This is a genomic window from Chromobacterium subtsugae (genome assembly GCF_001676875.1).
GTDB lineage: Bacteria > Pseudomonadota > Gammaproteobacteria > Burkholderiales > Chromobacteriaceae > Chromobacterium > Chromobacterium subtsugae.
On the sequence record NZ_JYKA01000002.1, the window covers coordinates 104,328 to 128,764 of the forward strand.

The following is a 24,437-nucleotide window of genomic DNA, read 5'->3' on the forward strand; positions in this document are numbered from 1 at the left end:
ACTTGCCGCCGCCGTTGCGGCTGGCATAATGGCTGCGGGCGCACGCTCCATGAAAGCAAGAAAAAAAACTGAGGACAGACAGGAACCCCAGCACGCTTCAGTGGAGAAACGTATGTCTGATGCCCGCATGCCGGCAGGCCGCATCGAATGGCTGCAACACAGCAAGGCGAGGGATGTGGAACTCGCCTTCGCCGATGTCCACGGCTTCGCCCGTGGCAAGACCCTGCCCGCTTCGGCCTTCATCCAGGGCCAGCAGCTGCGCATCGCCCGCGCGGTGCCGCTGCAAAGCTGCGTCGGGGAATTCCCCGACTACAGCTTATACGGCGAACACGATCCGGACGTGACCCTCACGCCGGACTACGACACCCTGCGTCTCGTCCCCTGGGCCAAGACGCCGCGCGCGCTGGTGATCTGCGACTGCGTCGACCACGACGGCGGCCTGTCGCCGCTGGCGCCGCGCTCCATCCTGAAACAGCTGCTGGCGCGCTACGCCGCCCACGGCTGGACTCCCATCGTCGCGCCGGAGCTGGAGTTCTACCTGTTCGCCGCCCACGGCGACCCGGCGCAGCCGTTCCAGCCGCCGCAACTGCCCTGCGGCCGGCGCGAAACCGGCTTCGACGCCTTCGGCTTTTCCGCGCTGGGCGAACTGGAAGCCTTTTTCGACGAGCTATACCAGGCCTGCGAGACGCTGGGCATCGCCACCGACACCTGCGTGCACGAGATGGGCCCCAGCCAGTTCGAGATCAACCTCAAGCACGGCGACGCGCTGAAGCTGGCCGACGACACCTTCCTGTTCAAGACCGCGCTGAAGGAAATCGCCCACCGCCACGGCCTCAGCGCCGTGTGCATGGCCAAGCCGCTGCCCGGCCAGCCCGGCAGCTCGATGCACATCCACCAAAGCCTGGTGGACCGCCGCGGCCGCAACGTCTTCAGCGGCGACGGCGGCGAAGCCAGCCCGGCGTTCTTCGGCTTCATCGCCGGCCTGCAACGCTTCCTGCCGGAGCTGATGCCGCTGTTCTGCCCCAATCCCAACTCCTACCGCCGCTTCGTCAAGGGCATGGCGGCGCCGGTCAACCTCAGCTGGGGGCTGGACAACCGCTCGGTCGGCCTCAGGGTGCCGGTATCCGGCCCGGAGGCGCGCCGGGTGGAAAACCGCCTGCCCGGCTGCGACGCCAACCCCTACCTCGCGCTGGCCGCCAGCCTGGGCGCCGGTCTGGCCGGCATCGAACAGAAACTGACGCCGGACGAAGCGGCGCACGGCAATGTGTTCAAGCAGCAGGCCGCCAGCCTGCCGACCACGCTGGACGCCGCCTGCGCGGCGATGGCGGCGGCGGAAATCGGCGAAAAGCTGTTCGGCGCCGACTTCTGCCGCGCTTATCTGGCGGTGAAGGAGGTGGAGTTGACCGACTACCATCGCCAAGTCACCACCTGGGAGCGGCAGTACCTGGGGTTTCTGGTCTGATCGAGATCCTAGTCCTGCCTGGGTAAGCCACGACAACAACGCTGCGGAGTCCGCTACGCGGACAATGATTTTCACGGCGGTTCCGCCCGCCGAACGGGTCAGGAGGCTGTCTCGCCAGCCCCCTGACCACTCCAGGCGACCCCAGCGGCCCGAGAAACCCCGACAAAACAGTCTTGCGCCAGGCGCCGCCGATCAAAAAACGGCGGCTCAACAACTCCTGGTACAAAACTGTTTTGCCGGCACGGGCCGAAGGGGGATTCGGTCGGCTGCCGACATACCGCGCCATCGATATGCGTCCCGTCTCATGCAGCAGCCTTTGTTTCATTGCCCTGGATCAACACCAGCGCTCGCCCGGCGAGACGCCGCCTGCCCGGCGCGGTATGCTGAAGGCATCCCACCTAGCCGGTGTTTTTCGAAGGAGCTGCAGATGTACCGCCACATCATCGCCGCGATAGACGGCAGCAACAATTCCGACAAAGCGCTGCACGAAGCCATCCGCGTCGCCAAATTCAGCGACGCCCGGCTCACCCTGGTCCATATCGCCAGCCTGCGCGAACTGGCCGTCGACAGCCTGGGCGTCTACGCCGGCGACCCCGGCTACGACCTGGCGCTGCAGCAAGGCCAGGAGGCGCTGGCGCGCGCGCAGCAGCTGGCGCGCGAGGCCGGCCTGCACAATGTGCTGAGCCATCTGGAAAAAAGCTGGGAAGGCGGCCACGACCTGGCCGACCTGCTGATAGGCTACGCCCGCTCGCAGCAGGCCGACCTGGTGGTGCTGGGCACCCATGGCCGCAGCGGCCTGGCCCACCTGTTCATGGGCAGCTTCGCCCAGGACGTGCTGCGCCGCAGCCACTGCCCGCTGCTGATCGTGCGCAGCACCGACGACGACGACATCCGCGTCGAGTAAAACCGCCATCCGGCCCGCCTGGCGCGGGCTTTGTCTTTTTCAGCGGCGCGCGGCGTGGACGAAGAACTCGTGGTTGCCGTCGCCGCCCTTGATCGGACTGTCGAACCAGGCCAGCGTCTTCATGTTCTGCTCGGCCAGCACCCGGTTGATCTTGTCCTGCACCAGCGGATACAAGCTGGCGTCGCGAACGATGCCGCCCTTGGACAGCCCCTCGCGCCCCACCTCGAATTGCGGCTTGACCAGGCTGAGCAGGCGGCCGCCCGGCTTCAGCAGCGGCAGCGCCGACGGCAGCACCAGGCTCAGCGAGATGAAGGACACGTCGCAGACCATCAGGTCGAAGCCATCGCCGTCGTTGGCGGCCAGCAGCGCGGCGTGGTCCAGCGCGCGCGCGTTGACGCCCTCGAAGTAGCGCACCCGCGCGTCGTCGCGCAGCCGCTGATGCAGCTGATCGTGGCCGACATCCACCCCCACCACCCGGCGCGCGCCGTATTGCAGCAGGCAGTCGGAAAAGCCGCCGGTGGACTGGCCGACATCCAGCGCGCACCAGCCGTCCACCGCGATGCCGGCCTGCGCCAGCGCGCCCTGCATCTTCAGGCCGCCGCGCGACACATAGCGGTCGGCCGCGTCGGCGACCACCGCGAATTCGGCATGCGGCGGAAACTTCTGGCTGGCCTTGGCCACCACCGCGCCCTGATGGCTGACGCGGCCGGCGGCGATCAGGTTCTGCGCGGCGGTGCGCGACGCGGCAAGCCCTTGTTCCACCAGCAAAATATCGATTCGGATCATCCGTGCTCCCCGCGGCGGCTTGGCAATGAAACGCGACAGGTTGGACAAGCCGCCCCGCCCTGTCAAGCGGCGCCGCCGCGCCGCCGCGCGGCGAAAAAATGCCGCCCAAAGGTTTACAAGAAAATGCTAATAATGTTAGTCTAAATAACAATTGATTGATTTTATTCAATTATTCATCAGGATGCAGCCTGATGATCGACCGCCATTCGCCATCTCGCGACAGTCGATCATGCCAACAGGCTGGCTCCATCCATCATCCGCCCGCACCGCCGGGCGGCGCGGAAAGCCCGGCCCAAGCCGGCCCCGCCAGCGGCGCTCGCCTTAGAGCCGCCATCTTCCCATCCCTTACGGCGACGCGCCCCGCGCGGGGCTTCGGCGTCGCCGCCATCGCAAGGAGCGCAGATGGTTTTACGACTATCGCTGTTATTCACCGTATTGTTCGCCCTGTGGGGCGCGCTGGCCCCCGAACACATGGCCGCCGCCACCGGCCAGTGGCTGAGCTTCACCATCTCCCGCTTCGGCTGGTTCTACCTGCTATCGGTGTTCGGCTTCCTGGTGTTCGCGCTGTACCTGGCCTTCGGCCGTTTCGGCCACATCCGCCTGGGCAAGGAGGACGAGGAGCCCGAATTCTCGCGGCTGAGTTGGTTCGCCATGCTGTTTTCCGCCGGCATGGGCATCGGCCTGGTGTTCTGGGGCGTCGCCGAGCCGATCTCGCACTTCGCCGCGCCGGCCAGCGCCGGCACCGCGCCGCAGTCGGCCGACGCCGCGCGCGCCGCGATGCGCCATGTCTTCTTCCACTGGGGCCTGCATCCGTGGGCGGTGTACAGCCTGACCGCGCTGGTGCTGGCCTACTTCAAGTTCAACCGCGGCCAGCCCGGCCTGATCAGCGCCGCCTTCCGTCCGCTGCTGGGCGACCGGGTGAACGGCCCGATCGGCATCGCCATCGACGTGCTGGCGGTGCTGGCCACCGTGTTCGGCGTCGCCACCACGCTGGGCTTCGGCACGCTGCAGATCGAGAGCGGGCTGCAGATGCTGTTCGGCGTCCAGCCGTCCGACTGGCTGACCGTGGCCATCGTGGTGATCGCCACCGCGCTGTTCCTGCTGTCGTCGCTGACCGGCCTGTCGCGCGGCATCAAGTGGCTGTCCAACCTCAACATCTGTCTGGCCATCCTGCTGTTCCTGGCGGTGGTGGTGCTTGGCCCCACCGGCTTCATCTTCGACACCTTCACCACCACGCTGGGCGACTATCTAGGCAATCTGACCAGCACCAGCCTGCGGATGAGCCCGTTCACCCAGGGCACCTGGATGGCCAACTGGACGCTGTTCTACTGGGCGTGGTGGGTGACCTGGGCGCCGTTCGTCGGCATGTTCATCGCCCGCGTCTCCCGCGGCCGCACCATCCGCGAATTCATCGTCGGCGTGCTGCTGGTGCCGGCGCTGGCCAGCTTCGTCTGGTTCTCCGCCTTTGGCGGCGCCGCGCTGGACCTGCAGCTGTTCGGCGGCGCCGACCTGGTGTCCGCGGTCAAGAGCGACGTATCCACCGCGCTGTACGTGATGTTCGAGCAGCTGCCGGGCGGCCATGCGCTGTCGCTGCTGGCGATGGCGCTGGTGATCATCTTCTTCGTCACCTCGGCCGACTCCGCCACCTTCGTGCTGGGCATGTTCACCAGCGGCGGCAATCTCAACCCCAGCCACCGCGTCAAGCTGGTCTGGGGCGTGCTGCTGGCCGCGGTGGCGCTGATCCTGCTGCAAAGCGGCGGGCTCAAGGGCCTGCAGGCGGTGCTGATCGTCAGCGCGCTGCCCTTCATGCTGATCATGATAGGCATGGCGGTGTCGCTGTACCGGGCGCTGGACGAGGAAGAGCGCGACGGCCGCAAGCGCGAAATCCGCCGCCTGCGCCAGCTGGAAGCGCTGGAGCGCCGCGAGACGCGCTGAATGCCTAGGCCCGGCGCGGCTTTGGTGCGATGATGTGCGTATTGAATCTCGCAGTGGAGGATGTATGGACACGCACCAACTGGACCCGATCGAAGTGCGCGTGCTGGGCGCGCTGGTGGAGAAGCAGGCGCTGACGCCGGACGCCTATCCGATGACGCTGAACGGCCTCGCCAGCGCCTGCAACCAGCTGACCAGCCGCGAGCCGGTGCTGCAGCTGTCCGACGCCGACATCAGCGCCGCGCTGGACGCGCTGATCGCCAAGCGGCTAGTGGGCGAGAGGCTGCCGGCCGGCAGCCGCGTCGCCAAGTACGAGCACCGCCTCAACTACGAATGGAATATCGACGGCGCGCGGCTAGCGGCGCTGACGCTGCTGATGCTGCGCGGGCCGCAGACCGGCGCCGAAATCCGCACCCGCGCCGGCCGCATCTACGGCTTTGCCGGCGTGGATGAAGTGGAAACCGCGCTGGCGGCGCTGGCCGACAAATACCCGCCGCTGGCGATGAAGCTGGAGCGCCAGCCCGGCGAGCGCGAGGCGCGCTGGTGCCATCTGCTGAGCGGCGAGCCGCAGCAGGCCGAGGCTGCGGCTCCCTGCGAAATCATAGACGTGGGCCTCACCGGCCGCGTCGCCGCGCTGGAAGCCGAGGTGGCGGCGCTGAAAGCCAGGCTGCTGTCGCTGGAACAACATCTGGCCGGCTGAACTTGTTTTTTAGCAATTGGTCACTATCTGTTCTGGTTTGATCCCACTAAGGAATGTGACCCATGAAGAAACATCTGGCTTTCGCGCTGGCGCTGACCAGCCTGGCCGGCGGCGCCCATGCCGCCGACTACATCTTCGGCGCCGGCAACGGCACCCAGCAGCTCACCCGCACGTCGGACGGTTTCGGCATCGGCCTCAACCTCGACTACCTGCGCCACGACCACAAGGGCAGCGCCGGCGGCGCCGGCCTGGAGTTCGCATTGCCGCTGGGCCCGCTGACCGTGGCGGCCGGCGGCAAGCTGATGGCGCTGTCGCCGGACAGCGGCTCCGCCACCGCGGCGATGATAGGCGGCCGCGCCAGCTTCGACGTGGCGCCCAAGGTCAAGGTGTTCGGCCAGGCCTACTACGCGCCGAGCAGCTTCGCCAGCGGCAGCGTCGACCGCGTCAGCGACTACGCCGCGGGCGTGCGCTGGAACGTGGCCGGCCCGTTCAGCGTGGAAGCCGGCTACCGCTACTTCGACATCCGCCGCGATGACGCCAGCCGCAGCCGCCGCCTTGCCGACGGCGCCTATCTGGGCGCCGGCCTGAGCTTCTAAGCGCCGGCCCCGCCATGAAAAACGGCAGCTCGCGCTGCCGTTTTTTTTGCCGCCGCTCACCACCACAGGTGGAAGCGCTGCGCCGGCGGCAAATACATCTTGTCGCCCGGCTTGACGCCGAAAGCCTGATAGAACGGGTCCAGATTGCTGACCGTGCCGATCGGGCGGTACAGGTCGGGCGTGTGCGGATCGGACACGATCTGCTTCACCGTCGCCGCGTCGCGGCTCTTGCTGCGCCACGACTGGGCGAAGGCCAGGAAAAAGCGCTGATCGCCGCTCATGCCGTCGATCACCGGCGCTTCCTTGCCGCCCAGCGCGATCTTGTAGGCCTTGTAGGCGATTTCCAGGCCGGCGTTGTCGGCGATGTTTTCTCCCAGCGTCAACTCGCCATTGACATGATGCCCCTTCACCGGCTCGAAAGCGCTGTACTGCTTGACCAGTTTGGCCGTCACTTCCTTGAAGTGCTTCTCGTCCGCCGGCGTCCACCAGTTGCGCATATTGCCGTCGCCGTCGAACTGATGGCCCTGATCGTCGAAACCGTGGCTGATTTCGTGGCCGATGGTGGCGCCGATGCTGCCGTAGTTGACCGCCAGATCGAATTTGGGATCGAAATACGGCGATTGCAGGATGGCGGCCGGGAACACGATCTCGTTGTTGGCCGGGTTGTAGTAGGCGTTCACCGTTTGCGGCGTCATGCCCCATTCGGCGCGGTCTACCGGCTCGTTCAGCCGCTTCGCGTCGCGCTGGTAATTGAACTGGCTGATGCGCGCCACGTTGCCGGCCAGATCGTCCGCCTTGATCTCCAGCGCGCCGTAATCGCGCCACTTGTCCGGGTAGCCGATCTTGGGCGTGTACTTGGCCAGTTTGGCGTGGGCCTCGCGCTTGGTGGCCGGCTCCATCCAGGACAAGGTATCGATGCTTTGGTCGTAGGCCTTGAGCAAATTGCGCACCAGCTCATCCGCCTGGCGCTTCGCCTCCGGCGTGAAGTACTTGGCCACATACAGCTTGCCCACCGCTTCTCCCATGCCCTCATTCACCAGCGACACCGCCTTTTTCCAGCGCGGGCGGTCGGCGCTGCGGCCATCCAGCACTTTGCCGTAGAAATCGAAGTGCGCGGCCACCCATGGCTTGTCCAGATAGGCGGCATACGCGTCCAGCGTGCGCAAGGTCAGGTAATCCTTCAACACCGCCACCGGCGCATGCGACAGCGCGCCGGACAATTTGGCGAGGTAGCTGGGCTGATCCAGATTGACATCCTTGGCGGCGGACAATTGGGCGGCGGCGAAAATCCCCGGCCAGTCATAGCCGGGCAGGCGCTTGCCCAGATCGGCGACGGCCACCTTGTTGTAGGTCTTCTGGATGTCGCGGTTTTCGACATTGCTCCATTGCATCCGCGCCAGCTTGTCTTCCAGCGCGAATACCGCCTTGGCGCGGCTATCGGCCCGCTTTTCGCCGGCCAGCGTCAGCAGCTTGGCCAGATAGCGCTGATACGCCTTGCGCGCGGCGGCGAAATCCGCCGATTTGCCCAGATAGTAATCGCGGTCCATGCCCAGGCCCGACTGGCTGATGCCCGCCAGGTAGGCAGAGGAGTTCTTGGGGTCCTGCTGCACATAGAAACGGAACGGCGTATCCACCGGCTGTCCTTGCAGCTTGGCCATATAGGCGACCGCCTGGCCGGCGGAGGACAGGCCGGCGATCTCATCCAGCTGCGCGCGCAGCGGCGCCAGGCCCAGCTTGGCGATGGCGGCTTCATCCATGAAGCTCTGGTACAAGGCGGCGATCTTGCCCGCTTCCGGGGAAGAGGCGTCGCCGGCGGCATGCTCGATGATTTCGCGCACGCGCTGCTGGTTCAAGTCATACAGATATTCCGCGATGCCGGTGGACGAGCGTTCGGCCGGGATCTGCGCCCGCCGCATCCAGGCGCCGTTGGCGTACAGCGAAATATTGTCCTGGATGCGCACCGAATGATCGATGCCCTTCAGATCTATGCCATACGCGCCGTAATTCAGTTCTTCGGCGGGGCCCGCCCAGGCGGCCTGCAGGCACACCAGCAGGCTCAACGGCAACAGTCGCTTCATTTGCATGGGTTTCCTCTATTTCTTCTGGCCATGCCGGCACCCCGCCCCGGGGCGCCGGACATGACAATGCGGTGAAGCGATAGTACCCGCCCCCTGGGGACGCGACAATCCCGCCATATTCAATTAGCATTTAATTCAGATATGATGACAATCAGCCCATCATTCATTGCGAAATCATGCGAACAGCAATCCTCTTGCCCCTGCTTCTGGCCGCCGCCGGCCATGCCCGCGCGGACGAAGGCATGTGGACTTTCGACCATCCTCCCATCGCGCAGGTCAAGCAGCGCTACGGCGTCGAGCTGACGCCGGCCTGGCTGGACAATCTGCGCCAGGCGGCAGTCGATTTCGGCGCGTCCGCTTCTTTTGTCTCCCCGGACGGCTTGCTGCTGACCAACCACCATGTCGCGCTCGGCTGCCTGAACCAGCTCTCCAGCGCCCAGCGCGATCTGGTGGCCAAGGGATATCTGGCGCGCGAGCGGCGGCAGGAGCTGAAATGCCCCAACGGCACCGCCCGCGTGCTGGAGTCGTGGCAGGACGTCACCGCCGGCATCCAGGCCGCCTCTCCCGCCAGCCTGCCGCCGGAGCAACAGGCCAGCCGCCGCAAAACCGCCATCGCCGCAGCCGAACAGGCCTGCGACAAGGCCAGCGGGCTCAAATGCGAGGTCGTCAGCCTGTATAACGGCGCGGTTTACCAGCTGTACCGCTATCGCGAATGGAAGGACGTGCGGCTGGCCTTCGCGCCCGAATACCAGGCCGCCTTCTTCGGCGGCGACGCCGACAATTTCGTCTATCCGCGCCACGCGCTGGACATGGCGCTGCTGCGCGTTTACCAAAACGGCAAACCCTATCGGCCGCCGCATTACCTCAAGCTATCCCGCCAGGGCGTGGCAGAGGGCGAGGCGGTGTTCGTCGCCGGCCATCCCGGCCGCACCAGCCGGCTGGAAACGCTGGCCCAGCTGCAATTGCGCCGCGACGTGACCTTGCCGCTGCAGTTGGCGGATGCCCGAATGCAGCAGGCGCTGTTGCATCGCTATGCGGCACGCTCGCCCGAAGCGGCGCGCCAGGCCAATGACGCCCTGTTCGGCGCCGAGAACTGGCTCAAGTCGATGAGCGGCGAATATAAAGCGCTGCGCCAGCCCGAGCTGGAAGCCGCCAAGCGCCAGGAAGAAACCGAGCTGCAAGCCGCCTATCGCCAGGCGGGTCTGGCGGGCGATCCTTGGCAATCGGTCGAGCAAGCCGTCGACTACCAGCGCGGCCATTTCCTGGAAAGCTATTTCGTCGGCTATGGCCACCGCACGCTGCTGTCCCGCGCCGGCGCGCTGGTGGAGCTGGCGGCCGAGCGGCAGCTGCCCGAAGGCGAACGGCTGAACGGCTATAGCGACAGCGACCTGCCGGATCAGGAGCGCTGGATCCGCGCCGATACGCCCATCTATCCCGAGCTGGAAGTCGCTCGGCTGACCGGCCAGCTGGAGCAGATGCGCGCCAAGCTGGGCGCTGCGCACCCCGCCGTGCGCATTCTGCTGGGCCAGGAGGAGCCGGCGGCGGCGGCGCGCCGCCTGATCGGCGGCAGCAAGCTCAATCTGGCGGGCGAAAGGCAAAAGCTGCTGGACGGCGGCGCGGCCGCCATCGCCGCCAGCGCCGACCCGCTCATCGCTGCGGCGCGCCAGCTCTACCCGTTGCGCCGTCAACTGGAACGCGGCGACGAGGCCCATGTCCACACGCCGCTGCGCCAAGCCGCCGCCCAGTTGGGCCAGGCCCGCTTCAAGCTATACGGCGACAGCCTGCCGCCGGACGCCACCGGCACGCTGCGGCTGAGCTACGGCAAAGTCGCCGGCTATGACGCCGACGGCGTCGCCACGCCGTGGAAAACGGTGATAGGCGGCGTCTACGCCCGCGCCAGCGCCTTCGACCAGCGCCCGCCCTTCCAACTGGCCGACGCTTTGGCGAAACAACGCCGCGCCATCAACCCCGACCTGCCGTTCAACTTCGTCAACACCGCCGACATCATCGGCGGCAACAGCGGCTCGCCGGTGGTGAACGCCAAGGGCGAGCTGGTCGGCCTGATCTTCGACAGCAATCTGGAAGGCCTGGCCGGCGGCCATATCTACAGCGACGCCAAGGCCCGCGCCATCGCCGTGGACAGCCGCGCCATCCTACATCTGCTGGACAAGGCTTACCATGCCCAGAATCTTTTAAAAGAACTGTCTCCGGCTTAAGCGCCGAGTCAGCGGCTCGACGAAAAACGGCCCACCCAGAAATGGGCGGGCCGTTTTCACATCAGCCGCTGGTACAGATACACCAGCACCCGCGCCAATTCGCTGGCGGTTTCCTCCTGGCCGGCGTTGCCGGCATGGCCGCCGCCGTCGGTTTCATAGAACAGCGCGTCGTGGCCCAGCTCCAGCAGCCGCGCCGCCATCTTGCGGGCGTGGCCGGGGTGGACGCGGTCGTCGCTGCCGCTGGTGGTGAACAAGGCCAGCGGGTAGCGGGCGTCGGCGCGCAGATGGTGGTACGGCGAGTAGGCGGCCAGCGCCGCGCGCTCGGCCGCGTCGTCGGGGTCGCCGTATTCGTCTATCCAGCTGGCGCCGGCCAACAGCTCGGTATAGCGCAGCATGTCCAGCAGCGGCACTTCGCACACCACCGCGCCGAACAACTCCGGCCGCTGCGCCAGCGCCGCGCCCACCAACAGGCCGCCGTTGCTGCCGCCCTCTATCCCCAGCCGGGCCGGCGCGGTCAGCTTGCGGGCGATCAGGTCTTCCGCCACCGCCAGGAAATCGTCGAAGCTGACCTGGCGCCTGGCCCCCTGCGCCGCCTGGTGCCAGTGCGGGCCGAACTCGCCGCCGCCGCGGATGCAGGCCAGCACGAAGGCGCCGCCCTTGGCCAGCCAGTGCGGGCCGAAGTTTTCGATGTAGTACGGCAGCATCGGCACCTCGAAACCGCCGTAGCCGTACAGCAGCGTCGGTGTCGTGCCATCGAACGGCGCGTCGCGGCGGCGCACCACGAAATACGGAATCTGTTCGCCGTCCGGCGCGGTGGCCTGCCACTGCTCGGCGACATAAGGCGCCGGATCGAAGGCCTCCGGCTGGCGGCGCAGGCATTCGCCCTCGCCGCTGGCCGCGTCCAGCCGGTACAGGCCGCTAGGCGTCAGGAAGTCGCTGTAGGTGTAGTAGAGGATGTCGCTCTGCCACGGCTGGTCGGCGATCTCGATCACGCCGTCTTCCGGCAGCGCCAGCGGCTGCGGCGTCCACGCGCCGTCTTGCTTGGCGAAGCACAGCATGCGGCTCTTCACATTGTCCAGCAGATTGACCAGCAGCCGGCTGCGGGTGGTTTCCACCGCCGCCACCGCCAGCCGCGGCTCGGGAGCCTGCAGCAACTGCGGCGCCGCCCCCTCGCCCAGCAGACCGGCCAGACTGACCGCCAGCAGGCTGCCGTTGAGATAGCGTTGGCCGCGCCAGTCCCAGTCTTCCGCCAGCTTGACGATGAAATCGCCGGCTATGTAGGCCTCGATCTCCGCCTTGGCCGGCAACGGCAGCGCGTGGGTCTCCAGCGCGCCGTCCAGCAGATGGTAGGTCTTGCGGTAGAAGCCGTCGGAGGCTTCGATCAGGTCGAGCGCGCTGCCGTCGCTGTCGAGAAAGCGCCAGGCCGCCACCATCATCGCGTCTTCCGGCGCGGCGAACAGCTGAGTCCAGCCATGCTGGCCGTCTTCGCCGCGCGTCACCAGCCACACCTCGCGCGGGTAGCCGGCGCGGGTCAGCGGCGCGCCCTTCCAGCCCGGGCAGGCGAAGGCGCTGTCCGGGTCGCGCCAGGCGATGTGGTTCTTGCCTTCCGGAAAGCTGAAGCCATGCTCCACCCAGCGCCGCGCCTCGATATCGTATTCGCGCGCCACGCTGGCGTCGCCGCCGCCGTCGGTCAGGTGCACCAGCGCCCGCTCCGGCTTGACCGTGCAGTGCGACACGCCGTCCAGATACCAGTCGCGCTCGTCGGCGTCGGCCAGCGCGTCGATGTCCAGCACCGTCTGCCAGTCCTGGCTGCCGGCGCGGTAGGCGTCCAGGGTGGTGCGGCGGTAAATGCCGCGCGGATGGGCCTCGTCCTGGTGGAAGTTGTACAGCCAGCCGGCGTGCTCGGCGAAGTACGGGATCTGCCGGGTGTCGCGCAGATGGCCGAGGATGTCGGCGCGCAAGCCGGCGAAGCGCGGATCGGCGTCCAGCGCGGCCTCGGTGCGGGCGTTCTGCGCGGCCACCCAGTCGGCGGCGGCTTTGGAGTCCAGGCTTTCCAGCCAGAGATGGGGGTCGTGGGACGGATTCATGGCGATACCGGAATGAAGGATGGCGGCGAGGGTAGCACCGGCGGCGGCGGCTGCCAAATCGGTGGGCTAGGGCGCGCCGCCATGCGACAGCATCCAGGCGCCGGCCAGCTTCAGCACCCGGCCCTCGATGCCGTTGTAGCCATGCCAGGCCCAGGGCTGGCACGGGTCGCCCTCGTTCTTGCCGCCGTCCATCAGCATCAGCTGGCGCGGCTGCTCGGAACGCAGCCGGTCTATGATGGTCCCCAGGTTGTAGGCGCGGCTGGCGCGGCAGTCGTCGCGGCGGTGCTGGATCATCAGCACCGGCATCCGCAGCCGCTCCAGTTCGAAGTCCGCCAGGCTGCCGCGGCCGCTGTCCAGGCTGGAAGTCAGCACCAGGCCGTGGACCCGCTCCGGCAACTGCAAGCCCAGCGCGACCGCCGAGGTGGTGCCGCGGCTGGTGCCCACCAGCCACAGCGGCAGCGCCGCGCCGCGCCGCAGGTAATCGGCGACGGCGGCGACATCGCGGGCATGCTCGGCGCTGGCGCGAAAGTCGCCCAGCAGGCCGCGCGGCATGTCGGACGGCGCATCCACCACCGCCACCCGAAAACCCATGTCGGCCCACCCCTGGCGGGTGCGCACCAGAAAATTGCCTTTGCCGGCGCCCAGTTCGCCGGCATCCGACAGCTTGAGCAGGCCTTCGCCGCCGCTGAACAGGATCAGGTTGGCGCGCGCCGGTCCGGCCGGCTCCAGCAGCAGGAAGCGCACGATGACGCCGGGGCGGCTCTGCACGCTGGCCAGTTGCTCGGCGCGCGCGCTCCAGGCTGCCAGGCACATGCAGGCCAGGCACAGCAGACGTCGGATCATGGCTGCCCTCCTCCTCAGGTGAATGGCCAGGCGCGGCCGCTTACTCCACTTCGGCGGCGGCGGCGCGGAAACGGGCGATGACGTCGGGCGGCGTGCCCTTGTTGAACGCCGCGTACAGCGCGCTGTCCAGCTTGTCCAGCCGCATGCCGCGCGTCAGCAGCGCCCGGTCGGCGTTCAGCGCCTTCAATTTGCTCACCATGCCGGTTTCGGTGGAGACGATCAGGTCGCAGCGCCCGCTGAGCAGCTTCTTGACGTTGTCGGTGGTGTCGCCGGCGACGTCCAGCCGCAGAAAGCCTTCGCTTTCCAGGTATTCCTGCCGGTAGTCGTTGCGCACCACGCACACCGAATGCTTCTTGGCGTCTTCCAGAGAGGCCAGCTGGATGTCGGAACGGGTTTTCAGCCAGTAGAAATAGACTTCTGCGTCGATGATCTTGAAGGTGAAATCCAGGTACTTCAGCCGTTCGCGGGTTTTGGCGATGGGAAACACCATCGCGTACGGCCGGGTCTTCGCCTCCTGGTAGGCGCGCGCCCACGGCACCGCCTCCAGCGCGCTGAACGGCAGGCCCAGCTTGCGCATCACCCGCGTCACCTTTTCCACCGTGGTGCCGCCGGCCACCTTGCCGTCCGCCCCCACCATCACGTAGGGCGGATCGTCGTCGGTGTAGATTCTCACCGCGTCCAGCCCGGCAGCGCGCGCGGGCTGGGACCAGGCATTGCACAAACCGGCCGCCAGCAGCGCGCCGGACAACAGGCGTCGCCACATGCGGCCAGCTCCCGTCGGATCATGCTTTGTTTATAGCCGCCTCTGGCGGCTCAGTCGCAAAGCACCCGCCGCATCGCTTCCACCAGGCGGTCGAGATCGTCGCGCCCCACCTGCCAGTGGGTGACCAGGCGCATCATGCCCTGGTGCGGCGGATTGGCCAGGAAACCGGCCTCCTCCAGCGCCGCCATCAGCTCGGCGCTGTCGATGTCGGCGTTGAAGCGGAACCACACCAGGTTGATGTGGATGTCGTCGGGGCGGATGTCGATGCACGGCAGGCCGGCCAGACGCTCGGCCAGGTAGCGGGCGTTGGCGTGGTCTTCCGGCAGCCGCGCCGCCATCTCGGTCAGCGCCAGGATGCCCGGCGCGGCGATCACGCCGGCCTGGCGCATGCCGCCGCCCAACAGCTTGCGCTTGCGCCGCGCCGCGGCGATGAAGTCGGCGCTGCCGGCCAGGACGGAGCCGATCGGCGCGGCCAGGCCCTTGGACAGGCAGGCCATCACGCTGTCGACATGACGGGTGATCTCGCGCACGTCGCAACCCAGGTAGGCGGCGGCGTTGAACACCCGCGCGCCGTCCAGGTGGATGGGCACGCCGTGCGCGCGCGCCAGCGCCGCGGTGTCGGCCATCGCCGCCAAAGGCAGCACCTTGCCGTTGCCGTGGGCGTTTTCCAGACAGATCAGGCCGGTGCGCGGCTCGTGGATGTCATCGCCGACGCGGATGCGACGCTCGATGTCCGCCGTCGCCATCACGCCGTCGCGGCCCTCGATGGTGCGCAGCTGCGCGCCGGCGATCACCGCCGCGCCGCCGGCTTCGTGCCAGACGATGTGGCTGTTGTCCTCGACGATCACCTCCTCGCCGCGCCGGCAGTGGGTGAACAGCGCCAGCTGGTTGCCGAAGGTGCCGCTAGGCACCAGCAGGGCCGCTTCCTTGCCCAGCTTGTCCGCCGCCAGCGCTTCCAGCCGGATCACGGTGGGATCGTCGCCGTAGACGTCGTCGCCCAGTTCGGCGTCCAGCATCGCCTGGCGCATCGCCGGCGTCGGCTGGGTGACGGTATCGCTGCGCAGGTCTATCCACTTCATCATTCGCACTCCCAGGTGGTATCAAGTTTCCGCCGGCAGGCCCAGACAGGCCGCCAGCGCGTCGGTAATCAGTCGCGCCGCGTCCGGCGGCGGCTCGGCGTCCAGCAGCAGGCCGTGGATCAGGCCGTCGGCCATCCTCAGCAGCACCTCCGCCCGGCCGGCGTCGGCGCCGATGCCGGCCAGCCAGGCGGCCACGCAGTCGCGCAGCGCGGCGTCCTGCGGGTTGACGGCCGGCGGCTCGTCGAAGGCCGGCCATTCGCGCTCCAGCACCCGGTGCAGGCCCAGTTCGCGCAGATGCAGCGCCAGCACCGCCGCCACCAACTCCGCCAACTGCCGCCGGGGCGGCCAGCCCGCGCCGCGCCGCAGCGCATCCTGCACCGCGGCCAGCGTTTCCTCGCCGTGGCGGCGGTGCAGCGCGGCCACCAGCGCGTCTTTATTGGGGAAGTATTGGTACAGCGAGCCGATGCCGACGCCGGCCAGCTCGGCCGTCTTGTTGGTGGTCAGGCCAGCGTAGCCGTCGCGCGCCAGAATGCGAGCCGCCGCCTCAAGAATGGCGGCGACGGCATGGCGCGAACGCGCCTGGCGCGGCTGTTTTCGGGCTTGGGGAATGGCGGGCATAGGCCTAGTGAAACACGAGTTTTTGCCCCATGCAAACCGGCTTAAAGTGGAGCGGCTATCCAAACACCACAGGAGTTCTGGCCATGCAACAAACCTACGCCTTCTTCGCGCTGCTGCGCGTCCACCCCAACTGGCTGCGGCTGAGCCGCCCGGAGCGCCGCCGCTTCGAGGCCGAAACGCTGCGGCCGATCTACGAGCGCTACCCGGCGGTGCGCATGCGCTGGTTCGACGCCGAAGCCTTCACCGGCCGCTGCAGCGACATCGCGCTGTTCGAAACCGAGTCGATCCGCGAGTTCTACTACCTGATCGACGCGCTGCGCGACAGCAAGATCGCCACCGAGCCCTACTTCGAGTTTCTCGACATCATTCCGGCGGTGGAGGACGGTTTCCGCGAATACGACGCCCAACTGGCGAACTAAGCGAAACGGCGGCCAGATGGCCGCCGCGTCTATCGGTGCTTCACGGATTCGGGCCCAGGCCCGAGATGGCCGGCGCCATGGCCGGCGGGTGCTGCGGAATCAATTGTAGGAAGCCGGGATCAATGTATCCGATACGATTGCCTGATGGCGTCGGCCTGGCGTTCGGCCTTCTGGATGTCGGGCGCGGCCATGGAGATGTCGGCGCCGCAGCTGCACTGCAGCGGGTGGTCCGGGACGATGGTTCGCAGATGCTGGCGGGTTTCGCGGCCGCATTCTTCGCAGGCGATCACCACGGTGGCGTTGTAGTGTTTGTCCAGATCGATATCGAATCTTTGCTGCTTCATCGGAATCTCCCCAATGCTGAGAGTTGGCCGGCAGAGGAGGCGCCGTCGGCGCTTCTTGCCGGTCCCTGACGCGCGCCCACCGGCAACCGGACGCGTATGGATCAAGATACGGCCAACAGCGAAAAGGTTCCACGCAATCAAGCAGTTGGATTGTAAAAAAATTTTCATGCCGGCCGAAAACGCCACACTAGGACCATCCAATCCGCAAGCGATGCCGCGGCGGCCGGCCGCGGGGCTGGCACCCGGCCGCCGCCTTGGTTATCCTTGGCCGTTTTTGCGCAACAGGTTATCCCGATGGACCACTCAGCCGACCTCGCCCGCCGCTTCGGCGGCATCGCCCGCCTGTACGGCGACGACGCGCTCGCGCGCTTCCAGAACGCCCATGTCTGCGTGGTGGGCGTCGGCGGAGTCGGCTCCTGGGCGGTGGAGGCGCTGGCGCGCAGCGCGATCGGCAAACTGACGCTGATCGACCTGGACAACGTCGCCGAATCCAACACCAACCGCCAGCTGCCGGCGCTGGATCCTTTGTACGGCATGGCCAAGGTCACGGCACTGGCCGAACGGGCGCGGGCCATCAACCCGGCCTGCGAGGTGATTGAAATCGAGGATTTCGTCACCGAAGAGAATATGGACGCGATGCTGGGCCAGGGCTACGACTACCTCGTCGACTGCATCGACAGCCTGAAGGTGAAGACGGCGATGGCCGCCTGGTGCGCGCGCCACCGCCAGCGCTTCATCGTCTCCGGCGGCGCCGGCGGCCAGATGGATCCTAGCAAGATCAAGCTGGCCGACTTGTCCGAAGTGACACAGGACCCGCTCTTGTCCAAGCTGCGCTACAACCTGCGCCGCCACCACGGCTTCGCCCGCGACGGCAAGAAGATGTGCGTGCCCTGCGTCTACTCCACCGAGCAGCTGGTCTACCCGCAGGCCCAGGCCTGCGATGCCGACGACGCGCGCGGTCCGCAGGGCCTGTCCTGCGCCGGCTTCGGCGCCGGCATGGTGGTGACGGCCAGCTTCGGCCTGTTCGCCGCGTCGCGGGTGCTGACCGATCTGGCCAAGGCCAAGAAATAAGCGATGCCTAGGCGGCCGCTAAGGAGCGCCTGCGCCGAATAAGCCAGGCGCGCTTGGCCTGCCTCAGCCCTTGCGCTGCAGCAGATCCCATAAATTGCCGTACAAATCGCGGAACACCGCCACCGTGCCATAATCCTGCTCCTGCGGCGGGCGGACGAACTCCACCCCGGCCGCCTGGTAGCGCCGATAGTCGCGCCAGAAGTCGTCGGTATTCAGGAACAGCCACACCCGGCCGCCGGCCTGGTTGCCAATGAAGGCGGCCTGCCCCTCGTTGCTGGCCCGCGCCAGCAACAGGCCGGCCTGCGAGCCCGGCGGCGTCACCACCACCCAGCGCTTGTCCTGCTCCGGCTGGTAGCTGTCCTCGGTCAGCTCGAAACCCAGCGTATTCACGTAAAAATCGATGGCCTCGTCGTAATCCCTCACCACCAGCGACACCAGCCCCAGGCTCTGCTGCATTTCCGTTTCTCCCCGCTTGGCCGCGCCGCCGACATGGCCGCGCGCGATCGCAGCGCGATCGCAGCGCGATGATACCGTACCGCGCCTAGCGGTCCAGCACCTTGCAGTCGTGGTCCTGCAACTCCTCCGCCGAGCCGCGGTTCGCGCTGAGCAGGTCGGCGCGGCCTGCCAGCAGCACGAAGCCGTCGCCGTCGGCGAAGCTGGCCGGCAGCAGCGCCAGACCGTAGCGCCCCATCTGCTCGGCTGCGCCGGGCAACTCGTCGGCCAGCAGGCGGAACGGATCGCCTTGCGGATTGCCGTCCCGGTCGGCGTCCACGCGCCGCGCCCAGTAGGCGTGGCCTTTCAGCTCCACCGGCAGCGGGCGCCAGCGCCGCGGCAGGCTGTCGTCCAGATCGTCCACCTGCTGGCGCACGGTGGGGTCGATGCAGGAAATGTGGATGTGCAGCTGGTTCTGGCTGCGGCCGTACTGCGAGTTGATCGCCAGCGCCACCGCCTGGCGCGGCACCGGGCCGCCGCGCTTCAGCGCCATGTAGCGCCGCGCGCGCCACGCCTCGCGCCAGTAGGCCGGCGCGCCGTCCCGCAGCAGCTGCGGGCTTTCGATGCCGCTGACCCGGCTGGTGGGAATCAGCAGATATTGCAGCGCGCCGTAGCGGTCTTTCAGCACCGCCACCGCCTGCCCCACTTCAACGCAGGGGTCGGGTTTGCCTTGGCTTTGCTGATTGGGCAGGCACTGCTCGCCGACGATGCGCCACAAAGCGTCGCCGTCGGCCATCGCGTAACAGGCCGCGCCGGCCAGCAACAGGCCGCACAAAGCGGCGCGCAACATGAATCTTTTCTTCATCGCGGATCGCATTCCATGGTTAAGCCCGCCGGCCAGGCTGGCGCGGCTTCCGCAAAATAGCATGAGCCCGGCCGGCGTCGCAGCAAGCTTGTCGTCGCGTCACGGCCCGAACCGCCGCCGCGCGGCCTGCTCCGCCTGATCAGCAAGGCGACAACGGAAAATCATTGCCTCCAAAAAAATACAAATAAGCGACGCTTAATTCCAATAAAAATAAATTCAAAGCAATAAACATGATGAAACCATACTTAAGTACAGGGTTTGCATCTGCATTATTGACCTATCCTGTGCGCCGATCGCATGACAACCCCGGCCGCAGCGCCGCTCCCCTCATGCCCGCCCACCGCCTTTTGCCGCCGCAGCAAGAAAGCCGTTCGCCATGCCCGCCGAAAAGTTTCGCCCCCTGCTCGCCATTTCCCGCCGCCAGGCGCTGTGCTTCTGCCTGCTGCTCACCGCCTTCGAACTGCTGACCTACCTCGCCAGCGACATGGTGATGCCGGCCATGCTGCAAGTGACCCGCGATCTGGACGCCGACAGCCGCCACGTGCCCACCGCCCTCAACGCCTTCCTGCTGGGCGGCATCGCCCTGCAATGGCTGATCGGCCCGCTGTCCGACCGCTTCGGCCGCCGGCCGCTGCTGCTGGCCGGCGTCCTGGGCTTCGCCGCCGCCTGCGCCGCCGCCGCCGGGGCGCAGCAGATCGAAAGCTTCAACCTGCTGCGCTTCGCCCAGGGCACCGCGCTCGGCTTCGTCATCGTCGTCAGCTACCCGGCGCTGCAGGAAACCTTCGCCGAGGAGGACGCGGTGCGGTTGATGGCGCTATTGGCCAATATCGCGCTGCTGTCGCCGCTGGCCGGACCGCTGTTGGGCGGCCTGCTGCTGAAGCTGCTGTCCTGGCGCCAGCTGTTCGCCGCGCTGGCCGCCGCCGCCTTGCTGGTGGCGCTGGGCCTGTGGCGGCTGATGCCGGAGACGGTGGGCGCGCCGCGCCGCGACGGCCCCGCGCTGCCGCCGACGCCATTGCGGCTGAAGGCCGCGCTGGCCAACTACCTCGGCCTGCTGCGCCACCGCACCGTGCTGTGCGGCAGCCTGGCGCTGGGCCTGATCACGCTGCCTCTGATCGCCTGGATCGGCCTGTCACCGCTGCTACTGATCCGCCAGCTGGGCTACAGCAACCTGGAATACGGCCTGTGGCAGCTGCCGGTGTTCGGCGGCGTGATCGCCGGCAACCTGGCGCTGAACCGGCTGGCCGGCCGCCAGAGCCTGGCGCGGCTGCTGCGCCTCTCCCTGGCGCCGATGGCCTGCGGCCTGCTGCTGACCGGCATCCTCACCCCGCTGCATCCGACGCTGCCGACCCTGGCCGCCGGCCTCGCCATCTACGCCTTCGGCCTGGGCCTGGGCAACGCCACGCTGTACCGGCTCACCCTGTACGCCAGCGACAGCGCCAAGGGCAGCGTCGCCGCGGTGCTGGGCATGCTGTCCACCGCCACGCTGGGCGCCGGCGCGGCCTTGCTGGCCTGGCTGAACGCCGGCGACAGCCCGCAAAGCTTCGCCGTCGGCGCCACCGCCGCCGCGCTGCTGGCCGCGCCGCCGCTGTGGCTGCTGCTGCGCGCGCCGCAGCCGCAGGCCAGCGCCGCCTGACACTCGTTTCCCCATCGATACCGTAAAGCACCATGACCTCACTCAAGCATGTCGAAGCGCTGTGCCATCTGGACGATCCCTACCGCGCCGACGCCGAATGCGACTGCCTGTTCGACGCCGCGATGCGCGAGCTGGTGGACTACCACTGCGAGCGCAGCCCCGGCTACCGCCAATGGCTGGAGCAGAACGGCTTCACGCCGGCGCGCCTGGCCGGCCTGGCCGACTGGTCGCAGCTGCCGCCCATCTTCGCCAACTATTTCAAGCGCCGGCTGCTGCTGAGCGCAAGCGGCGAAGACGCGCTGGAGCTGACTTCGTCCGGCACCACCGGCCAGAAAAGCCGGATGCGCTACGACGAACGCAGCATCGGCGCCGCCCAGCGCATGGTGGACCGCATCTTCGACCACTACGGCTGGCATACCCCGGACCAACCGGCCAACTACCTGCTGCTCAGCTACGAGCCGGCGGGCGCCATCACGCTGGGCACCGCCTACACCGACCAGTTCCTGTGCAAGTACGCGCCGGTCAACCGCGCCGTCTACGCGCTGCGCCACACCGGCAAGGGCAACGAGTTCGATCCCTTCGGCGCGATGCGCGCGCTGCAGGAATTCGCCGCGGAAGGCCTGCCGGTGCGCATTTTAGGCTTCCCGGCCTTTCTGTGGTTCACGCTGGAGCGGATGCGCGACATGGGCCTGCCGCCGCTCGCCCTGCATCCGCAATCGCTGGTCTTCCTCGGCGGCGGCTGGAAAACCCATGCCGACCAGGCGATTCCCAAACTGGAGCTGTACCGCCGGCTGGGCGAACAGCTGGGTCTGCCGGACGAACGTTGCCGCGACGGCTACGGCTCGGTCGAGCATCCAGTGCCCTACGTCGAATGCCCGAACCACCGTTTCCACGTGCCCAGTTGGGCCCGCGCCTGGGCGCGCGACACCGCGACGCTAGCGCGGCTGCCCTACGGCGAGCCCGGCTTCCTGCACCTGGTTTCGCCCTACATCACCTCAAGCCCGGCCCATAGCCTGGCGTTGAGCGACCTGGCGGCGCTGCACCCGGCGGCCAGCTGCGGCTGCGGCCTGGCCACCGACTGGTTCGAGCTATTGGGCCGCGCCGGCACCAGCAAGAGCCGCAGCTGCGCGATGGCCGCGTCCGAACTGATCAAGGAGTCCTGAACATGTATCTGATTGATGGAGAATTGCGCGCCCAGCTCACGGCGGACGACGCGCTGGCCGCGCTGCGCGCCCGACTGGCCGACACCCTGGCCGCGGAGCCGGATGTCGAGGCCGTACTGTCCTGCGCCGAGCGTTTCGCCGACGCGCTGGCGCGCGCCGGCGGCCACCCGCTGCTGGACGAGGCCGGCCGCCTCGCCCTGGCGCGCTTCTGCCGCCGCGAAGCGCTGCAAGCCAAGCTGGAGCGCGAACTGGACGAGCGGCCGTTCTCGCTGCGCCGTCACGACTACCGCGAAGCGCGCTTCGAAGCCTGGCGCCCGCTGGGCCTGGTGCTGCACATCACCCCGTCCAACGCGGCGCTGCTGCCCTTCATGGCGGCGCTGGAAGGCCTCTTGGCCGGCAACGTCAACTGGCTGCGCCCCAGCGCCAGCGACCAGGGCCTGAGCGCGCGGCTGCTGGCCGAATTCCTGCGCCACGACCACAGCGGCCGGCTGGCCCGGCGCGTCGCCGTGCTGCCCATCGCCAGCGACCGGCTCGCCCCGCTGCTGGCCGAGGCCGACGCGGTGTCCGCCTGGGGCGGCGACGCCGCGCTGGCCGCCATCCGCGCGCAATTGCCGCCCGGCTGCCGCTGGATAGACTGGGGCCACCGCGTCAGCTTCGCCTATCTCGACCCGGCCGCCGGCGACGCACAACTGGACGCGCTGGCCGACGATGTCTGCCGCCACGACCAGCAGGCCTGCTCCAGCCCGCAATGCCTGCTGGTGGACTGCGACGACGCGGAAACGCTGCGCGGCGTCGCCGCGCGGATGGCCGCCGCGCTGGCGCGCCGCGCGCCTCAGTGGCCGGCGCTGCGGCCCGACCTGCAGGAAGCCGCCGAGATCAGCAGCCAGATGGCCTTTCTACGGCTGGACCAGGCCTTCGCCGGCCTGGACGGCGAAGTGCTGGACGGCGAAGGCTGGCGGCTGGCCTGGAACGCCCGCCATGAACTGGCGCCGTCGCCGCTGTTCCGCACCCTGCAGTTGCGGCCGGCGCCGCGCGCCGAACTCTCCGCCATCCTGCGCCCCTGGCGCACCCGCCTGCAAAGCTGCGGCCTGATCGCCCCGGCGGCGCGCCTACCGGAACTGAGCCGCGCGCTGCTGGCGGCCGGGGTCAGCCGCGTCGCGCCGGCCGGCCGCATGCACGACGGCTACGACGGCGAGCCACACGACGGCGTCTACGCGCTGCAACGGCTGTCGCGCCGGGTGTCGGCCACGCTGGACGCCGCCGCGCTGCCCGGCCACGCCCACCTGGACGCGCCGCCGGCCGAGCCCGAGGGCCTGGCCGCGCTGCCGGTGATGGACAAGGCCGACTTCCAGCGCCAGGGCGCCAACGCCAAGGCCCAGCTGTTCTTCCGCAGCGGCGGCAGCAGCGGCGCGCCCAAGCTGGCCGGCTTCAGCTATCGCGACTACCACCGCCAGATGCGCGCCGCCGCCGACGGGCTGTTCGCCGCCGGGCTCGACCCAGCCGCCGACCGGGTGATGAACCTGCTGTACGGCGGCAAACTGTACGGCGGCATGCTCAGCTTCTTCACTATCCTCGACCACATGGGCGTCGCCCAATACCCGATGGGCGGCCCGTCCGACGACGATTTCAGCGAGATCGCGCGCTTCATCGTCGAGCAGAACATCAACACCTTGGTCGGCATGCCCGGCACCTTGCACCGGCTGTTCGAATGCGAGAACAAGCTGCTGCGCGGCTACGGCGGCGTGCGCAAGGTGTTCTTCGGCGGCGAGCACATCAGCGACGGCCAGCGCGCCTACATCGGCAGCTTCGGGGTGGAGCTGATCCGCTCCGCCCTGTATGGATCGGTGGATGCCGGCCCGCTCGGCCACGGCTGCCCCGGCAGCGCCGACGGCGAATTCCACCTGCTGGCCGAAACCCAATGGCTGGAAGTGTTGGAGCAGGACAGCGACCGCCCCGCCGCCGCCGGCGAAATCGGCCGCCTGGTGTTCACCTCGCGCGAGCGCGAAGCGCAGCGGGTGCGGCGCTACGACCTGGGCGACCTGGGCCGCTGGCTGCCCGGCCGCTGCGCCTGCGGCCTGGCAACGCCCCGCTTCCAGCTCACCGGCCGCCACGGCGCGCTGCTGCGGGTCGGCACCATCTTCGTCAATCCGGCCGAGCTGAGCCGGCAAATAGGCCTGCCGCTGCAATGGCTTGTGGACCAGGCGGACAGCGGCTGCGACCGCATCCGCCTGCTGGCCGACGGCGAGCCCAACCGCATCCGCGCCCAATTGCTGCAGGACCCGATGCTGAGCGAAGTCGTCGGCGGCGGCCTGCTGAAACTGGAAATCTCCCCGACGCCGGCGGCCGAATTCCGCCGCCATCCGCACAGCGGCAAGACGCCGCTGGTGCTGGACCTGCGCCGTTAAACCTTGCGCCGGCCGTCCGCGGACGCCGGCGCCGAAGCCGC

Annotated in this window: 21 protein-coding genes; 11 read left to right on the forward strand and 10 right to left on the reverse strand. The window is 68.2% G+C overall.

Annotated features, from left to right (window positions below):
* Positions 1–112: 112 nt before the first annotated feature.
* Both MY55_RS02745 and MY55_RS23245 read left to right on the forward strand, forming a co-directional pair.
* Positions 113–1,462 carry a glutamine synthetase family protein gene (locus MY55_RS02745; RefSeq protein WP_065201935.1) on the forward strand — a complete coding sequence of 450 codons (1,350 nt, stop codon included), beginning with the start codon at positions 113–115 and terminating at the stop codon, positions 1,460–1,462.
* Between the two features lie 427 nt (positions 1,463–1,889).
* Positions 1,890–2,366, forward strand: a complete 477-nt coding sequence (locus MY55_RS23245) for a universal stress protein (RefSeq protein ID WP_065201936.1) — start codon at positions 1,890–1,892, stop codon at positions 2,364–2,366.
* A 39-nt stretch (positions 2,367–2,405) separates the two neighbouring features.
* Here MY55_RS23245 and MY55_RS02755 read toward each other — a convergent pair whose 3' ends face one another.
* On the reverse strand, positions 2,406–3,152 hold the full coding sequence (locus tag MY55_RS02755; protein ID WP_065201937.1) for a TlyA family RNA methyltransferase: 747 nt from the start codon (positions 3,150–3,152) through the stop codon (positions 2,406–2,408).
* A gap of 402 nt (positions 3,153–3,554) precedes the next feature.
* On the opposite strand from MY55_RS02755, the gene MY55_RS02760 reads away from it, so the two are divergent.
* The 3 genes from MY55_RS02760 (at position 3,555) to MY55_RS02770 (ending at position 6,380) form a co-directional block, all read left to right on the forward strand.
* Positions 3,555–5,087, forward strand: coding sequence for a glycine betaine uptake BCCT transporter (locus tag MY55_RS02760; protein ID WP_043571840.1), 1,533 nt, complete (start codon positions 3,555–3,557; stop codon positions 5,085–5,087).
* Positions 5,088–5,151: 64 nt separating this feature from the next.
* Positions 5,152–5,784 carry a YceH family protein gene (locus MY55_RS02765; protein WP_047238052.1) on the forward strand — a complete coding sequence of 211 codons (633 nt, stop codon included), beginning with the start codon at positions 5,152–5,154 and terminating at the stop codon, positions 5,782–5,784.
* 62 nt (positions 5,785–5,846) lie between these two features.
* Positions 5,847–6,380, forward strand: coding sequence for a YfaZ family outer membrane protein (locus MY55_RS02770; RefSeq protein WP_065201938.1), 534 nt, complete (start codon positions 5,847–5,849; stop codon positions 6,378–6,380).
* A 56-nt stretch (positions 6,381–6,436) separates the two neighbouring features.
* Here MY55_RS02770 and MY55_RS02775 read toward each other — a convergent pair whose 3' ends face one another.
* Complete coding sequence (locus MY55_RS02775) at positions 6,437–8,458, reverse strand: M13 family metallopeptidase (protein ID WP_065201998.1); 2,022 nt, start codon at positions 8,456–8,458, stop codon at positions 6,437–6,439.
* 194 nt (positions 8,459–8,652) lie between these two features.
* Between MY55_RS02775 and MY55_RS02780 the strand changes: the two genes are divergently transcribed.
* A complete protein-coding gene (locus tag MY55_RS02780; RefSeq protein WP_157889252.1) occupies positions 8,653–10,674 on the forward strand; it encodes a S46 family peptidase in 2,022 nt (673 codons plus the stop codon).
* Between the two features lie 56 nt (positions 10,675–10,730).
* On the opposite strand, the gene MY55_RS02785 is transcribed toward MY55_RS02780, so the two are convergent.
* The 5 genes from MY55_RS02785 to MY55_RS02805 all read right to left on the reverse strand — a co-directional run bounded on the left by MY55_RS02785 (position 10,731) and on the right by MY55_RS02805 (position 16,064).
* A complete protein-coding gene (locus tag MY55_RS02785) occupies positions 10,731–12,761 on the reverse strand; it encodes a prolyl oligopeptidase family serine peptidase (RefSeq protein ID WP_065201940.1) in 2,031 nt (676 codons plus the stop codon).
* Positions 12,762–12,827: 66 nt separating this feature from the next.
* Positions 12,828–13,604 carry an alpha/beta hydrolase gene (locus MY55_RS02790; protein WP_052877899.1) on the reverse strand — a complete coding sequence of 259 codons (777 nt, stop codon included), beginning with the start codon at positions 13,602–13,604 and terminating at the stop codon, positions 12,828–12,830.
* Between the two features lie 40 nt (positions 13,605–13,644).
* Positions 13,645–14,367 (reverse strand): substrate-binding periplasmic protein, encoded by a 723-nt coding sequence (locus MY55_RS02795; RefSeq protein ID WP_080770133.1) that lies wholly within the window; start codon positions 14,365–14,367, stop codon positions 13,645–13,647.
* Positions 14,368–14,417: 50 nt separating this feature from the next.
* Positions 14,418–15,449 (reverse strand): low-specificity L-threonine aldolase, encoded by a 1,032-nt coding sequence (gene ltaE / locus MY55_RS02800; protein ID WP_230623318.1) that lies wholly within the window; start codon positions 15,447–15,449, stop codon positions 14,418–14,420.
* 18 nt (positions 15,450–15,467) lie between these two features.
* Positions 15,468–16,064, reverse strand: coding sequence for a TetR/AcrR family transcriptional regulator (locus MY55_RS02805; protein WP_047243090.1), 597 nt, complete (start codon positions 16,062–16,064; stop codon positions 15,468–15,470).
* 83 nt (positions 16,065–16,147) lie between these two features.
* Between MY55_RS02805 and MY55_RS02810 the strand changes: the two genes are divergently transcribed.
* Complete coding sequence (locus MY55_RS02810; RefSeq protein WP_043571824.1) at positions 16,148–16,483, forward strand: darcynin family protein; 336 nt, start codon at positions 16,148–16,150, stop codon at positions 16,481–16,483.
* Positions 16,484–16,602: 119 nt separating this feature from the next.
* Here MY55_RS02810 and MY55_RS02815 read toward each other — a convergent pair whose 3' ends face one another.
* Positions 16,603–16,827, reverse strand: a complete 225-nt coding sequence (locus MY55_RS02815) for a hypothetical protein (RefSeq protein ID WP_043571822.1) — start codon at positions 16,825–16,827, stop codon at positions 16,603–16,605.
* Between the two features lie 294 nt (positions 16,828–17,121).
* Here MY55_RS02815 and MY55_RS02820 point away from each other — a divergent pair, with 294 nt between their 5' ends.
* Positions 17,122–17,898, forward strand: a complete 777-nt coding sequence (locus tag MY55_RS02820; RefSeq protein ID WP_065201941.1) for a tRNA threonylcarbamoyladenosine dehydratase — start codon at positions 17,122–17,124, stop codon at positions 17,896–17,898.
* Between the two features lie 63 nt (positions 17,899–17,961).
* On the opposite strand, the gene MY55_RS02825 is transcribed toward MY55_RS02820, so the two are convergent.
* Together MY55_RS02825 and MY55_RS02830 are read right to left on the reverse strand one after the other, a co-directional pair.
* Positions 17,962–18,354 carry a VOC family protein gene (locus MY55_RS02825; protein WP_047239005.1) on the reverse strand — a complete coding sequence of 131 codons (393 nt, stop codon included), beginning with the start codon at positions 18,352–18,354 and terminating at the stop codon, positions 17,962–17,964.
* A gap of 85 nt (positions 18,355–18,439) precedes the next feature.
* Entirely contained in the window at positions 18,440–19,180 is a 741-nt protein-coding gene (locus tag MY55_RS02830; RefSeq protein WP_244270646.1) for a CDP-diacylglycerol diphosphatase, read from the reverse strand.
* Between the two features lie 391 nt (positions 19,181–19,571).
* On the opposite strand from MY55_RS02830, the gene MY55_RS02835 reads away from it, so the two are divergent.
* Genes MY55_RS02835 through MY55_RS02845 form a run of 3 tightly spaced genes read left to right on the forward strand, consistent with a single transcriptional unit; the run spans position 19,572 to position 24,396 of the window.
* On the forward strand, positions 19,572–20,828 hold the full coding sequence (locus tag MY55_RS02835) for an MdfA family multidrug efflux MFS transporter (protein ID WP_047236418.1): 1,257 nt from the start codon (positions 19,572–19,574) through the stop codon (positions 20,826–20,828).
* Between the two features lie 32 nt (positions 20,829–20,860).
* Entirely contained in the window at positions 20,861–21,991 is a 1,131-nt protein-coding gene (locus MY55_RS02840; protein ID WP_065201943.1) for a LuxE/PaaK family acyltransferase, read from the forward strand.
* Positions 21,992–21,993: 2 nt separating this feature from the next.
* Positions 21,994–24,396, forward strand: a complete 2,403-nt coding sequence (locus MY55_RS02845; protein WP_065201944.1) for an acyl-CoA reductase — start codon at positions 21,994–21,996, stop codon at positions 24,394–24,396.
* Positions 24,397–24,437 lie beyond the last annotated feature (41 nt).

What these genes read in the sequence shown, in the direction of transcription:
- MY55_RS02745 (WP_065201935.1), top strand. Translation starts at nt 113, where the DNA reads ATGTCTGATGCCCGCATGCCGGCAGGCCGCATCGAATGGCTGCAACAC.
- MY55_RS23245 (WP_065201936.1), top strand. Translation starts at nt 1,890, where the DNA reads ATGTACCGCCACATCATCGCCGCGATAGACGGCAGCAACAATTCCGAC.
- MY55_RS02755 (WP_065201937.1), bottom strand. Translation starts at nt 3,152, where the DNA reads ATGATCCGAATCGATATTTTGCTGGTGGAACAAGGGCTTGCCGCGTCG.
- MY55_RS02760 (WP_043571840.1), top strand. Translation starts at nt 3,555, where the DNA reads ATGGTTTTACGACTATCGCTGTTATTCACCGTATTGTTCGCCCTGTGG.
- MY55_RS02765 (WP_047238052.1), top strand. Translation starts at nt 5,152, where the DNA reads ATGGACACGCACCAACTGGACCCGATCGAAGTGCGCGTGCTGGGCGCG.
- MY55_RS02770 (WP_065201938.1), top strand. Translation starts at nt 5,847, where the DNA reads ATGAAGAAACATCTGGCTTTCGCGCTGGCGCTGACCAGCCTGGCCGGC.
- MY55_RS02775 (WP_065201998.1), bottom strand. Translation starts at nt 8,458, where the DNA reads ATGAAGCGACTGTTGCCGTTGAGCCTGCTGGTGTGCCTGCAGGCCGCC.
- MY55_RS02785 (WP_065201940.1), bottom strand. Translation starts at nt 12,761, where the DNA reads ATGAATCCGTCCCACGACCCCCATCTCTGGCTGGAAAGCCTGGACTCC.
- MY55_RS02790 (WP_052877899.1), bottom strand. Translation starts at nt 13,604, where the DNA reads ATGATCCGACGTCTGCTGTGCCTGGCCTGCATGTGCCTGGCAGCCTGG.
- MY55_RS02795 (WP_080770133.1), bottom strand. Translation starts at nt 14,367, where the DNA reads ATGTGGCGACGCCTGTTGTCCGGCGCGCTGCTGGCGGCCGGTTTGTGC.
- ltaE (WP_230623318.1), bottom strand. Translation starts at nt 15,449, where the DNA reads ATGATGAAGTGGATAGACCTGCGCAGCGATACCGTCACCCAGCCGACG.
- MY55_RS02805 (WP_047243090.1), bottom strand. Translation starts at nt 16,064, where the DNA reads ATGCCCGCCATTCCCCAAGCCCGAAAACAGCCGCGCCAGGCGCGTTCG.
- MY55_RS02810 (WP_043571824.1), top strand. Translation starts at nt 16,148, where the DNA reads ATGCAACAAACCTACGCCTTCTTCGCGCTGCTGCGCGTCCACCCCAAC.
- MY55_RS02815 (WP_043571822.1), bottom strand. Translation starts at nt 16,827, where the DNA reads ATGAAGCAGCAAAGATTCGATATCGATCTGGACAAACACTACAACGCC.
- MY55_RS02820 (WP_065201941.1), top strand. Translation starts at nt 17,122, where the DNA reads ATGGACCACTCAGCCGACCTCGCCCGCCGCTTCGGCGGCATCGCCCGC.
- MY55_RS02825 (WP_047239005.1), bottom strand. Translation starts at nt 18,354, where the DNA reads ATGCAGCAGAGCCTGGGGCTGGTGTCGCTGGTGGTGAGGGATTACGAC.
- MY55_RS02830 (WP_244270646.1), bottom strand. Translation starts at nt 19,180, where the DNA reads ATGTTGCGCGCCGCTTTGTGCGGCCTGTTGCTGGCCGGCGCGGCCTGT.
- MY55_RS02835 (WP_047236418.1), top strand. Translation starts at nt 19,572, where the DNA reads ATGCCCGCCGAAAAGTTTCGCCCCCTGCTCGCCATTTCCCGCCGCCAG.
- MY55_RS02840 (WP_065201943.1), top strand. Translation starts at nt 20,861, where the DNA reads ATGACCTCACTCAAGCATGTCGAAGCGCTGTGCCATCTGGACGATCCC.
- MY55_RS02845 (WP_065201944.1), top strand. Translation starts at nt 21,994, where the DNA reads ATGTATCTGATTGATGGAGAATTGCGCGCCCAGCTCACGGCGGACGAC.